The sequence below is a fragment of the Trichocoleus sp. DQ-A1 genome (assembly GCF_039961955.1).
Taxonomy (GTDB): Bacteria; Cyanobacteriota; Cyanobacteriia; order Cyanobacteriales; family FACHB-T130; genus FACHB-T130.
On record NZ_JAMPKE010000025.1, the window covers coordinates 1 to 12,743 of the forward strand.

General features: G+C 48.5%; 9 protein-coding genes and 1 pseudogene. 2 read left to right on the forward strand and 8 right to left on the reverse strand.

All coding sequences use genetic code 11. The features are described 5' to 3' along the window. Positions 1 to 95: 95 nt before the first annotated feature. From NDI33_RS20015 to NDI33_RS20030, 4 genes are all read right to left on the reverse strand, one after another. The gene (locus NDI33_RS20015) at positions 96 to 785 is read right to left on the reverse strand and encodes a hypothetical protein (protein ID WP_190673826.1); all 690 of its coding nucleotides are present in this window, start codon (positions 783 to 785) and stop codon (positions 96 to 98) included. Between the two features lie 156 nt (positions 786 to 941). Next, complete coding sequence (locus NDI33_RS20020; RefSeq protein WP_190413454.1) at positions 942 to 1,796, reverse strand: DUF2267 domain-containing protein; 855 nt, start codon at positions 1,794 to 1,796, stop codon at positions 942 to 944. A 280-nt stretch (positions 1,797 to 2,076) separates the two neighbouring features. Then, positions 2,077 to 3,555 (reverse strand): ATP-binding protein, encoded by a 1,479-nt coding sequence (locus NDI33_RS20025; RefSeq protein ID WP_190673828.1) that lies wholly within the window; start codon positions 3,553 to 3,555, stop codon positions 2,077 to 2,079. A gap of 283 nt (positions 3,556 to 3,838) precedes the next feature. Then, the gene (locus NDI33_RS20030; protein WP_190673830.1) at positions 3,839 to 7,066 is read right to left on the reverse strand and encodes a glycoside hydrolase family 15 protein; all 3,228 of its coding nucleotides are present in this window, start codon (positions 7,064 to 7,066) and stop codon (positions 3,839 to 3,841) included. A gap of 202 nt (positions 7,067 to 7,268) precedes the next feature. Here NDI33_RS20030 and NDI33_RS20035 point away from each other — a divergent pair. Then, positions 7,269 to 7,429: pseudogene (locus NDI33_RS20035) on the forward strand (chlorophyll A-B binding protein). 147 nt (positions 7,430 to 7,576) lie between these two features. On the opposite strand, the gene rpoD reads toward NDI33_RS20035, so the two are convergent. Then, the gene (gene rpoD / locus NDI33_RS20040; protein ID WP_190413446.1) at positions 7,577 to 8,779 is read right to left on the reverse strand and encodes an RNA polymerase sigma factor RpoD; all 1,203 of its coding nucleotides are present in this window, start codon (positions 8,777 to 8,779) and stop codon (positions 7,577 to 7,579) included. A 658-nt stretch (positions 8,780 to 9,437) separates the two neighbouring features. Continuing rightward, entirely contained in the window at positions 9,438 to 10,124 is a 687-nt protein-coding gene (locus tag NDI33_RS20045) for a polysaccharide deacetylase family protein (protein WP_190426459.1), read from the reverse strand. A gap of 89 nt (positions 10,125 to 10,213) precedes the next feature. Between NDI33_RS20045 and NDI33_RS20050 the strand changes: the two genes are divergently transcribed. After that, a complete protein-coding gene (locus NDI33_RS20050; RefSeq protein WP_190413766.1) occupies positions 10,214 to 10,702 on the forward strand; it encodes a hypothetical protein in 489 nt (162 codons plus the stop codon). A 73-nt stretch (positions 10,703 to 10,775) separates the two neighbouring features. Here the strand turns inward: NDI33_RS20050 and NDI33_RS20055 are convergent, their stop codons facing one another. Further along, on the reverse strand, positions 10,776 to 11,555 hold the full coding sequence (locus NDI33_RS20055; protein ID WP_190673832.1) for a hypothetical protein: 780 nt from the start codon (positions 11,553 to 11,555) through the stop codon (positions 10,776 to 10,778). 145 nt (positions 11,556 to 11,700) lie between these two features. Beyond that, positions 11,701 to 12,297: a hypothetical protein gene (locus tag NDI33_RS20060; protein ID WP_190673834.1), complete on the reverse strand. Its 597-nt coding sequence runs from the start codon at positions 12,295 to 12,297 to the stop codon at positions 11,701 to 11,703. Positions 12,298 to 12,743 lie beyond the last annotated feature (446 nt).

A 12,743-nucleotide genomic window follows, 5' to 3' on the forward strand; every position in this document is an offset into this window, starting at 1 on the left:
AATCATCGACGTGGCAAAACAAAGCTTCTAAACTAAGCATGGGCGGGTAGATACTTGAGAACTCAGCACTTTCAGCGTATCTGCTCCGCCCTTTTTTATCCCGAACTCACGTTAATATTATCTCTACCCGGTAGTCTTCTCTGATTGGTATCGCCCAGCACCTGGTAAGTAATGGGATCGCCGGTTTGGTTAATCAGCCTGACATTCACCATCCCGTTCATGGGCATCACGTTAGAAGCGGGAGATTGTAGCTGTTCCGGGGCTGGTGCTTGAATCACAGCACCCGGTTGTGTCGGCGGTGCCGTCTCAGCGCCCGGTCTTGGCGGCGCTGGGGATGTTGTCTCAGTCGCGGAACCTGGCTGGAGTGGCGGAGCGGCTGGGCAACCTGCGGGAGGACGAATGCCCGCTTGAATGTATCTAGATTCGTAGAAAATGCTAGGACAAGGATTTAGCGGCGAAGCACCCTGAGCGTTATTCTGCAATTGGTTGACATTGCTGGGAGTGGAGTTATTTTGCATTATGCGATCGCCACTGGCAGGTGGTTGCATCATGCGATCGCCACTTGCGGGTGGTTGCATCATGCCCTCTCCACTAGCGGGGGGTTGCATCATGCCCTCTCCACTAGCGGGGGGTTGCATCAGGCGATCGCGAGTATCGCGCGGTTGGTCGATCTCCCCTGGAGCCGAGTTCATCTGAGCCAGCGCTGGTAAGCCAAAGAGCAAACTCCCACAAATCGCGCCTGCTAACGCTAATGTTTTTTTGATTGGCTGATGTTTGTGAATCATTATTGATTCTCCTTTAATTCAGTTTTTTAAAAGCATTTATACTGCCCGACTTCAGCAATTTGGTACTCGTCGGGCAGCAAAAAAAGATTTAAATTCTAGTCAGTAAAAGGCGAAAGTAAAGAATTTGCTCTTTTTACTTTTGCCTTTTTCAAAAAGTTAGGCTTGCTCCCAGAGTTCTCTAATTTTGTCGGGTAAGAAGCCAGCAATTTCCTGAATCCGTTCTTCGGACAATTCATCTTTTGTCGCCGAGAACACAGCCTTAATTGCCATTTCTGGTTCTACCCCTTGCGGCAAACCTGCTTCTTGGCGAATCCGGAATAGAAAAGTATCAGCCTTAATGATCAGGGGAGGACGAATCCGGCTAAGGAAATGGACAATTGGATTGGTATCCTGCCACAAGTCAGCAATTTCGTTTTGCAGCGCCTTATCTTCTGTCGGTTCTACTGGTTCATGCAGTTCAGAAGTCACCCGATCGGCGGCTTCATTCGTCATCATATCCCGCATGGTACGGAACACAACCTCACTGATATCTCTAGCATCAAAGATATCTTCCAGTTCGCCCCTGAACATCACTTTCTCTAGGAAGGGCATATCTTTTGTGGCAATGGGAACCACAGGACCTTCCTTAAGAGCTGCTGGCGGGTTTTCCTCCATTTTTTCCAACAGGCGTTGCCCTTTTTCGGTCAGTCTGGCACTTTTAAATTTAATTAGATGAGGTGCTAAACCATCAGAGGGATCGTAGGAATTGGCAATGCGGAAGTCGAACTCTTTCGGATTAACGACATCCGTGGTATCTTCCTGATTAGCGTAAGCATTGCCAGTAAATTCAGCATCGATATACTGCTTTTGATTTAAATAATCTAAGTGCCCCATCAGGTCGGTTTCTGTGACTTGTCTACCAGCGAAGTCTGCCGCCGTGAAGGCTACTTCATGCTTACCCGGTTCGCTGTCACCTTCGTGAATTTTTTTGAGTAAAATGTAGGCAACATCTTCTCTTAAGGGTATTGTCATCAGAATCTCCTTATATTTTGAATGTTGGATTTAGTAAACGTGGCGCTTTGCCCTAAACTTTCCATAAGAAATGACTCGTATATAACGAGTAGAGCAATTGAAACTCAAAGAGAGTCTCAAAACCACTTTTGGGTCTAAATTTGGCTAAATTGCCTTAGCCGCTATTCAAGAAATTAGTAGGTCAAGCTTGATCCCTGCATCTGCCAGGGGAAGCATTTCTAAAGTAGAGTCTTCGGAAGGATGAAGGAAGAGGGATGAAAGATGAATGAATTTGTCCTTCCTAATATTCTTCTGTGGCTGCCGGTAAAGTGACGGTAACGGTTGTACCTTGATGGAGAATGCTTTCAATCTGGATGTGACCTTGGTGCGTTTCAACAATTGCTTGCGCGATCGCTAACCCTAATCCAGATCCCGTTACCGTTGTATTTCCCGCGATATGAGTTCTGGCTGGATCGACTCGATAGAATCGGTCGAAAATGTGGGGCAGTGCCGGCTCTGGAATGCCGATGCCAGTGTCGCTGACTCTGACTTGCAGATGGGGCATCCCGTGGCGTTTCGTGGCGAGGCGATTCATGGTATCGACCCATTGCAATGTCACATCAACTTTACCCCCTGCTGGAGTGTATTGCAGGGCGTTACTAACCAGATTTGTGAAGAGACGCGCCAGCTGATCCCAGTCACCTTCAATAGCAAAGGCATCCTCTTCAAATTTGGGATTTGGGATTTGAGAGGGGAGATTTTCTTCCTCAATCATTCCCATATTTAAAATTGGCAATCCAAAATCGAGAGATAGCTTGACACCTTTCTCCGCAGCGACTAGCTGTTGTTCTTCAATCACCTCCATCAACAAGGCATCAAGGTGAACTTGAACCCAAGTGCGTTGTTTCATGCCACTATCCTGCCGCGCCAGAAATAGCAGATCGTCCACCAAACGCCCTAAACGCCTGGTTAGCCGTTCTACAACCTTCAGCTGTTGTCGGTAATGGATAGGTGCCGCCCCAGATGCCGCTATCAGGTCGGGATCGTCCAGCGCCACCTGCACATTCGTTTGAATCATGGCAATCGGGTTCCGCAGTTCGTGGGAGGCGTCAGCGGTGAATTGTTTAAGCCGTTGGTAGGACTCTCTCACGGGTTCCATCGCCAAACCGGAGAGCCACCAGCCGCTAGTCGCCACAGAAATCAACATTAGTCCGGTGCCAAAAATCAAATCAACCATCAACAAGCGAGTCGGTTTGGCAACCTCAAACCAAGGATGGCTGACCCGCAGATATCCTAGTACCTGACGCCCCATTTGCACTCGTTGCGTCACCTGTCGCAAAAGCAGCTTGGAGTCCTTCGTTGCCTCCCTGGTCGAAGACCAAAATTCCGAGTCTAATATCCCTTGCCAGGAAGCCCGAACGACCGGCACGGTTTCACCAGTGCGGTTGAGATGGATGGGAATATCTAAAGGTTCGGAGAGAGTTGACCAGAGTAATTCACCTGTGGGGCTAAACCACTCTAGGTCGATGTGGTCGTCTTCAGCGGCTTCTGCATCGTTGCGAAAACTGGCTTCGACGTTGACGGATGAACTGCCATTCGGGGCGGTTTCAATCACGAGCGATCGCTGCACCACTTCCACTACATGATTGAGCGTGTCATCCACGCGCTCAATCAGCGTGTTGCGGACATACAAATAAACCCCAGTAGCAAATAGCAGTAGCAGTACCGCTGTAACAGCCGTGTACCAAATAGCTAATCGCCGACGAGTAGCTTGAAACATAAATTAACTCAATCTTTTGCCAATGCTATTCTGGCAACTCACCCAAACGTTGCTAGTCGGTAAGCGTAGCTAGGGGTAAAATTTTACTATAGTAGCTATCTTCTCAATCGCCTGCCTTTCCTAACTTCGATAATATTAAATTAGCAAAAAAAATTAAGCATATAACTTCAACGCTAATATCTACTTTTTACACAAAGATACGGAGAGAAATCAATCTAACTTCGCGTACCTTTGCGTTTTCCTTAGCGTACCTTTGCGTTTCAAATATTCAATCTAAGCAACTTTAAGCAGCACTGCGTTGCCCAAATTGAGTCAGGAAGCGGAACGCCTTGACAATAGAACTCGCACAATCTCTGGGAGAAGTGTCGTAAAAAGCACGCCATGCGGCGGCTTTGTACTCGTCATAGCGATCTGCTCGTTCTGGAAATTTGTCCAACCAAGCCAAGCGTACGGCATGACCAATTAGCACATCTAGCACAATATATTCTTCTACTTGTAACTCTGGATTCGCTTGAGCGATCGCTGCCAATTCCATTAATGCCTCAATATTTACCTTTCGGTATTCCGGTGCCTGTATTTTATTGAGTAAATGCTCGATTCGCAGAGCAAAATTCTTTTCCCCTGGCGTCATTTCTGACAAAATCAAATGGCTATCCAAACGATTGCGACGCTCTAGCTTATCCCCAATTACTACACCTTTGCAGTGTTTCAGCAATCTCCAAACGCTGGGATAAAAATCTTTCGGTACTCGATTGAGTGCCCCATCTAGTTGTCGCTGTCGCAACCAACCCCCAGCAGTGGGTGCCTCTTCCTCATCGGGTTCCACCGGCACCACCCACTCAATCTCCTGTTCCTGCTGTTTGACGTGTAAGGATTCTTGCTGACGCAGCACTTGATTCATCCCCTCATACCCAGCCAATACTTGGCGCAGCCGCATTCTCACTTCAAAAGGACTTAACTGCATCAAGTGTTCGTAAGCTTCATCCTGAGTCAGGCGCAACTCGTGCGCTAATTCGCTAGTCAACAGCAGGATCAAATATCCCACCCGCAGCGTCAGCAAACCATCAAATAGCTGAGGTTCCCCCTTGATCAGCAGACCTAGGTAAATTAGGATTTCTTGAGTGAAGACGCGATCGCGAATATCCTCTCCACAGAACTCGCGGATCTTGTCCATAATTTCTGTATAAGACATCGGGCGTGCCATCAGCGACGCCTCAGTATACGCCTTGCCCACCGTAATCTGCTTGCCCCGTACTAGGATATCCGTCACCGCATCCGACAAGCCAATATCAACCTTATTCAGTAACCCAGCCGCATGACGTACCACCGTCCAGTGGGGGGACGCTTCGCTGGTGCCTGCCTTGGTGTAAACTTCATCCAGCAAATCCGCCACTGTCACTCGCTGTTCCGGCCCTCCAAAGCCGGTATCAAAATCCAATCCCTGCAACCGCACTAAGGTATGCAACAACTCGATTTGTTCGTAGATGTTTTCCGACTCCCGCAGGCTAGAGAGCAATAACCCCAAATTGGTTTCGCACTCCAGCATAAATTCTTGAGTATTACCCAGTGGCCAATTTTTATCGGGATGGCTGGTCAGGTAGTACCGCCGCGTCGCGGCATCTTGAACCGGCGATTGGGTAAACTCAAAGTCGTGTAGAAAATCAATTCGTTGTGTCCCAGACGTCAGCATCAGCTGATTGAGCCGCCCCAATTTCACTCGAACCCCATTGCATAAACCATCTTTTAGCTCCTGCATCAGTTCCAGAAGCGCCTCTGAGCCGGTTTCCAGCATTGCGTGGGTCAGCAACAACGTCATAGTAGGACGCCCTAGCTCAAACCAATTGCGCTGAATATAAGCAAGTTCGCTCTGAATTTCAGCAACTAAGAAATGGTAGTCAAGGGTCAGGTAAAACTGCTGTTGATCCAAAAATGACGGTAAGAAGACAATCGTCTCGCTCCGGATGCGAAAAATCCTCGATGTTGTTAAAGTCCGCAACCGGCGCACGGGTCTGCCCGTGAGTCCCAGCTTATCGTTCCGCCCAATTTGGGTATAAACCGCCGAAAGTTCTGTTGCTTGACGCACCTGAATCGGCTCCAGTTGTTGCGGCGTCTGCGTTGCAATGCCGTGAACTGCTAATTCAGCCTGTAACTTTTCATCTTCTGCCAGCAGCGCAATTTGTACCATCGGGTTTCCTTCCCGACCGACACTAAGGTGCCGTCCCAGCGGGTCAATATCTCCCACCGCGATTAACTTTTCACTCAGCATTTCTCCTAGCAGGTACAAGCTTTGCGCCCACACCAAGGGGATATTTTCATTCGGCAGGCGCGTTTGGGTGTGGGGGTTCAGTCTCTCCGCCTCAATCTTTTCCGCCGGGACATAATAAAGCTCCGGTAGCAGCCGCAAACCGTCCTGCTCAATCAGCAGAAACTCCAGACACTCTTGGTAGTCCTTAACTTGTTCGACATCTCCTCGAAACAAGCCATCCAGAACCAGGTAGGTAAAAAATAAAGGCCATTCGCACTCAATATGCTCAAATTGCTGCAACTCCCAAGGTTCGTAGTGCAAGCGGCTGGTATCTTCCAAAACAGTTTGGTGTCCATCTCGCAAAAAGCGTTTGCAGCCGTAGCGTCCCTCCAGCTTGTCGATGATTTTCTGTCGAGTGCGTTCCATCAGCTCCATATTTTCCACCGCAAAGGCTGGGAAACTAATGACGCTTAAGCTAGCCGCATCCACTTCTTTGGAGCTAGATTCTCTTGGTAACAGGGATTTCAGGGTCATGCGGGCGCGAGCAATTTCATCCGGCAGCACGTGAATTACAGAAGCCTGAGAACCTCGCACTCCAAATAAATCCAGTCCGCTAATTGCTTCTAAAGCGGCTTTTGCCATCCCGACCGAACTGGCATTTAGTTCTGGATTCCCCCGGTTTATCTTATTTCCTCGCTCCCAAATCCCATAATCGGGGGTTCGGTAAGTTCTGCCAATGTAATAGACCAGATTTTGGACAAAGTTGACTTCGTCAATGGCGTAGATGATATGTAACCCCGATGCCGTCATCTGAGCCAGCATCAGCAGAAATAGCGAGGTGGCATCCAACTGCAAGTGTCCCCAAGCGTCATCGCCGACTACGACATCACCGCTGGTGGTGTTGTATTTGGCGTGCAGGCAGTCTAGGAGGGATTGGCTTTGTTTAAATTGCTCAACTTTGTGGCTCTGTCGCATCATACAGAACAACAGCCCCCGCATCAGCTTGACGACGCTTTGTTCTAGCTCGTAGGTGCGCCCCTTATCTTCATCGACTTTGCGGTAAGCTAGCGCCAATCCCCAAACGGCGAGAATGCTGTAAACGTTGTCGCGTACCCAGGCATCGGTGTAGTCGCCGTGGGCGTTAATTGCAGTACTGGCGGGCAACAGACCCGTAATCGGATTTTGACGGTTGAGAATGACAGCCTTGATCTGGTGGTAGTAATCGTCTAGGCGATCGCTTAGCGGTTGTGAGGCGTTTAGCAACATATCATTCTCCTAAAGAGAGGGGTGCTGGGGGTCGTCCCCGGCAAAACGAAGAGAGTGTCAGAAATCCAGCCCAAGTGCTTTTTATTTTCGCACCAAAGCTAAAATTCCTCTGCCTCGCGAAGCAGATTGTTGCACGTTTACAATTCTTTATTTACATTGTTTTACTGATGGTAACAAAAGTTTATTTTACAGAGTTAAGACTATGCAAACTCAAGACCGCAACGATGCAACCAAGATTGGCTTTACGCCCCAAGCTGAAAATTGGAATGGGCGTCTAGCAATGATCAGCTTTTTCATTGCCTTGCCATGATGATTGAACTCACCACGGGTCAAGGCGTGCTTCATTTTTGGGGTCTGATGTAATATATTTCAGTTTTATAAATTTGGTCAATTTCAAAAGCTCGCTGGGAGTTTATCTAGGAACTCCCGGTTTTTTTGTTTCCCAAATAATAGTAGGGGCAGGTAAAGAAACCCGCCCCTACTATTATTTATCTCGCTAAAAAGGATTGTCTAGCGAATGTATTCTTTGAGAATACTGTTGCGATTGGGATGCCGCAACTTGCGGAGAGCTTTCGCTTCAATTTGACGAATCCGTTCGCGGGTAACGTTGAAGATTTGACCGATTTCTTCAAGAGTTTTCATGCGTCCATCATCCAAACCGTAGCGCAGACGCAGCACATCCCGTTCGCGGGGGCTGAGGGTGTCGAGGACGCTTTCTAGGTCTTCCCGGAGGAGGTTTTTAGAAACTTGATCTTCGGGGGTTTCACCATCTGCTTCGATGAAGTCACCCAGACGGGAGTCTTCTTCTTTACCGATGGGAGTTTCTAGAGAAATGGGTAACTGAGCTGATTTAGCAATGAATCGCAGTTTCTCGATGGTCATTTCCATACGAGTAGCGATTTCTTCTTCAGTGGGTTTGCGACCCATTTCTTGAGATAGAAGCTTCGTTGTTTTCTTGATCCGAGAAATGGTTTCGTACAGGTGAACGGGTAGTCGAATGGTGCGAGATTGATCCGCGATCGCTCTCGTAATTGCCTGACGAATCCACCACGTCGCATACGTGGAGAATTTGTAACCTTTTTCGTGGTCAAATTTTTCAGCGGCTCGAATCAAGCCTAGACTGCCTTCCTGAATCAAGTCTTGGAAGGATAAGCCGCGATTCATATATTTTTTGGCAATCGAAACCACCAAACGCAGGTTTGACTGCACCATTTTGTCTTTAGCGCGGCGACCTACATAGAGGCGATGTCGGAACGCTGGTAGGCGCTTCTTCACCTCTTTAGACCACTCTTCTTGTTGCGGTTCTCGCCCTAGCTGAGTAGCGAGTTGTTCCCAGACTCGCTCAGATTTCAGCACTCCCTCAGCCCACTCTATATCCTGCGGTTCCCGCTCCAGATTTTCGATCAGTTGCTCGCGCAAACGCTCTAATTCTAGTAAGTCGGCTATCTTGCGTGCGAGTTCAATTTCTTCATCGGCTCTTAAGAGACGAATCCGACCAATTTCTTGTAAATAGAGACGAATCGAATCCTCAGTGTAGTGTTTCTTTTTCGTTTGCACCCGACGACGGGATCTACTGACCTTACCAGGCTTACCTTCGTCTTCATCGGGCGTTACGTCTACAAAGTCGTCTTGATCCGCGTCTTCATCAATTAAGAGATCCAACTCGCTCTCAGGCGGAGTGATGATTTCGAGTACGTCGTTGGCCTGGGTCATGCCGAATTCCTCATGCTCCTTCAGTTAAAGACCAGAAGATGGTGTTAGTTAATCTACAAAACAAGTTAGCCAGTCGTTTACCTTGCCAGCTTTCAACGCTTGCTGACTGGCTCAATGAGAGAAAAGAGAGAATGCGCTTGCGTGCAACGCCAGCGTTCGATAACCGCGTTGAAATAGGTGTTAATGCTGGTAGTGTTCAAAACCTTTCCGATTGTAGCCTTTCTCACAAAACTTGCACGCTTTTGGTTTATTTAAACCTTCAAATATGAAGTTAATGTCAAGGCGGCTTTTCCCAATGGATAATCCGATTGGAATTGATGCACCCACTCCGATCTCATCTCCTTCAACTAGCTTGTACAGGATTTACCAGCAACACTCGCTGGTTGATTTGGTGATGCCTCCAGCCAGTTGAGCGCTGTCTTTCTATAAATAGCCTATAGTTAAGCGTCAAAGGTTTGGGGAGAGTAGCACTAAGCAGTAATGAACGTTTAGGCAAAACTAGAGAAAATATTGCTTGATTTCGCATTTTGCTTAAATGCAACTCTATCCTACTGACGCTTGATGGGCGATGGGTTGCGACAAATGGCTGAATTCTATTCCGTCATTCTAATCAACAAGAGCCAAAATGTGACAGAGAAAACATCAATATATTTCGTATTTAGGTTAAAGAGGTCAACTGACTTTGCTGCCACAGCGCATCGATGGTAACAAATTGATATCCTTGCTGCAATAGTTTAGGCACTAACTGGGCGGTCGTTTCAGCCACATCTTGACCTCCATAATAGCCATCATGCAAAACAATGACCGAACCATTTTGGACTTGCCGCAAAACTCGCTGTACGACGACGCTAACCCCAGGCTGTACCCAGTCTTCCGGCACCACGCTCCACATGACAGGTCGATAGTTCCACTGCTGCAATAAATCTAAGGTCTGGGGTGTAAACAAACCATTGGGGGGTCGAACGTCACGAATAAATCGTGGATCGAGTTGACAGGCGTGTTGGATCGCCTGCTGTGTCTGTTCCATACTTTGTTTGAGGTCAGCTGGACTCAGCTTGGGAAAAGCGCGATGGTCGTACCCATGTAGGCCAAGCCAGTGACCCCGCCGGTAGACTTCTTTCGCAGTCGCTGGTGCGCGGTTAACGCAAACACCCAGCCAAAAAAAACTGGCGGGTATGCCGTAGTGGTCTAGCACTTTCAAGAGTTCGGGAGTGTATTGGGGATGGGGGCCATCATCAAACGTGAGAGCGATCGCTCGTGAATTTCCAGTACCCGACCACAGACAACGGGGAAAGGCAGGCTGAAGAATTCGGTACACAATAGGAAATAGCGGAGCTAGCTGCATTTGCTCTTTGATGTCGTTTTTCTAATGGGTGTCAACAGACGGTGAGTCTCAAAGGTCAATTTAAACAACAAAGCCCATGTTTTGCCATACTGGCGGGAGCTTCTCTTTTATTTGCTCTCTCTGGGTGCAGCACCGTAACCACTAACCAGTATGAAGCAACCGCCCGGACAACTTTAACTTGGAAAGTCGGTTACTCGACTAATCCGGGTCGCAATCAAGAGCGAATCGAAACTTTTGGCTCTACTTCCTTACTCAACCGCAATGGGGAGAAGCCAGAAGGCGCGGTAATTGGCCCCGACGAACGGGAACTTTGGTGGTCTGCACTGCCACCACGACCCACGCTTGATGAAATTGAACAGCGGCTGCAACCTGCCGAAAAGGCAAGCCAGCCAGAGATTTTGCGAGATGTGAATTACCAAATTACTTATCGCAGCAACGGGCAGAGTGTTACCTTGCCGACGAATTACGATGTCTATCGAGAGGTTGTCAAGGCATATCCTTCCCAAACGCCTTTAGAGCTGACGCTAGGAGTCAATGATTCCTCTGTGGAGAAAGCGGAACCCAAGTTTGAGAATTAAAAGAGATATTAATAAGCAAAAATTAAGGCGGGGGGCGATCGCTTCCCTGTCTCTCGGCTCCGCTGCCCCCTGCTTAATTCTTCCTGCGGACTTTAGCCACAGAGCGTTTCAAAACAACAGGTGTCTTTAACGGTTGACTACCCTTAATTAACGGCTGGTTACTCTCCAATGCTTGCAGACCATCGAGAACCGCATCTCGGATCGCCGCTTCCGGTTCTTGATTCAGCATCAGCCGAAAGTATTCGGCAACACTACGTCGATGCTCCCGCTCTAACCGAGCCTCTGTGACTAAGGCACAAAGTCGGCGAACCGCAATCAGACGCTTCAGGGGGTCTACCTGCGTCAGCTCCGTTAACCAATGGTTCAGGTTAGCTTCATCCCGATTCAGTTGACGGCTAATAATTTGCCAGACCAAGAGGATTAGGGTTGCCAGAGTGCCCAGACCTTGAAGAATTGCACCAGCAGCAATCCAGGGACTGTCAGAGTCTACCCAGATGGAAACTGCCATATAGGTGCTGAGGCTAGCAATGCCGCCACTGCCAACGGCAAGCGTTAATTGCCGGTTGGAACCACTAAAAAACCGTTGCAGGCTCGACCAGTGTACTTGCCAGTCCCACTCCTGCATCAGGTAAACCAGCAACATTACCAACACACCAGCGCCGGTAGCCAGTAGGAGCTTCCAGTTCCAGAACAGCATCACCACCACAACGGCGCTCACCACCAGCCAGCTGCCCGATCCCTGACCTGGGTGCCGGGGAAACAGCTTGAGGACTGGCATTTTTAATTGTTTCTGCGACAGAGCCAATTGGATCTGGTTTACGAGTTGTTGTCGCCAAGACGACGCCTGTGCCACGAAAGTTTCCTGCTTAAGTCAGATAGATTATACCTAACGAGTTAACTATCGTAATACCTTTTAGTCCTAAGCTCGTAGCCCGTAGTCATTCGTCCTTCGTTTTAGCAAGTTGACCAATGACTACGAACCCATGACCGATAACCGCTCACAAACCAAAGCTCAAGTCATCGACGGTCAGACAGCCATCAAAAGCGTAGAAGGTGATCCGATAGATATTTGGTACTGCGACGCTCAGCTGAGTGTTCGGAGGAATATTGGAATCCGTTCCGGCTAGATTTGGCTCTGTCAACTCCGAGCGCCCTAGGAGTTGGTTTTGCTGGTCGTAGGCAGATAAAATTGTTCGCTGAGAACTGGTGACAAAGCCGCTGACAAAGCGAACCGGAAACTCAAAGGAAATTTCTATCAAGCCGTTTTTAGGGGCACCCATGAGGACGGTGGTGCCAGATCGAGGGGGGAAAGCGGGGTTGGAGGGATGGAGAGCGATCGCGTTTCTAAACGTGAGACCCCATTGCTGAAACTGGCGCTCCACCACGTCAAAGCATTTCAAGTCTTCCATGTTGAGGCGAACGCAGGTTCCCTTATTTAAGGGGAAGCCGGAGTCAGCGCTAGCCGGCTCCTCGCTAGGAGAAGCGACAACGGTGGACCCACTGAGCGACTCAATTGTTGGTGCGGATGCGGATGCGTTAGCGGATGCGTTAAAGTCGCTGATTTCATCCCACGGAAGACTGCATTGCTTTGCCATAACATTCTGTGAATGTACTTTTTCAAGAACTGGATCGCCGTTTATTACTCCGACGCAGATATCTCCAGACTTGACGGAGCTATCACTTGGGAGTGACGACCTGAAGCTACTAATCCCCCCTCTGTTCATTCAGCCTCCTTGACTTATGGGGCGTCTTTTACGATCTGATTCCGAGTAATGCTTCTTCCCTCAGGCAAAAAATTCCGCATTTTTAATTTCTTGTGAGGGAAGTTTTAGAAGAAATGTTCCAGTCATAAACATTGGCTGATGACCGATTGCCATCGCGATCGCACACACCCTGTTACTTAAATACGCAAAAACCCGGTGAGGGGTTTCACCCCCTACCGTTTGGATTATCTCTGATTTTTTCTAATTTGGCGGAAAAAAACCAGCGGCTGGATTGGCATAGCGGAAAGTCTTATCAACCTGCTGATGTATTTTTACCT

Bases quoted from the DNA above. Each gene is read 5' to 3' on its own strand.
- NDI33_RS20015 (WP_190673826.1), bottom strand. From the start codon at position 785: ATGATTCACAAACATCAGCCAATCAAAAAAACATTAGCGTTAGCAGGC.
- NDI33_RS20020 (WP_190413454.1), bottom strand. From the start codon at position 1,796: ATGACAATACCCTTAAGAGAAGATGTTGCCTACATTTTACTCAAAAAA.
- NDI33_RS20025 (WP_190673828.1), bottom strand. From the start codon at position 3,555: ATGTTTCAAGCTACTCGTCGGCGATTAGCTATTTGGTACACGGCTGTT.
- NDI33_RS20030 (WP_190673830.1), bottom strand. From the start codon at position 7,066: ATGTTGCTAAACGCCTCACAACCGCTAAGCGATCGCCTAGACGATTAC.
- rpoD (WP_190413446.1), bottom strand. From the start codon at position 8,779: ATGACCCAGGCCAACGACGTACTCGAAATCATCACTCCGCCTGAGAGC.
- NDI33_RS20045 (WP_190426459.1), bottom strand. From the start codon at position 10,124: ATGCAGCTAGCTCCGCTATTTCCTATTGTGTACCGAATTCTTCAGCCT.
- NDI33_RS20060 (WP_190673834.1), bottom strand. From the start codon at position 12,297: ATGGCAAAGCAATGCAGTCTTCCGTGGGATGAAATCAGCGACTTTAAC.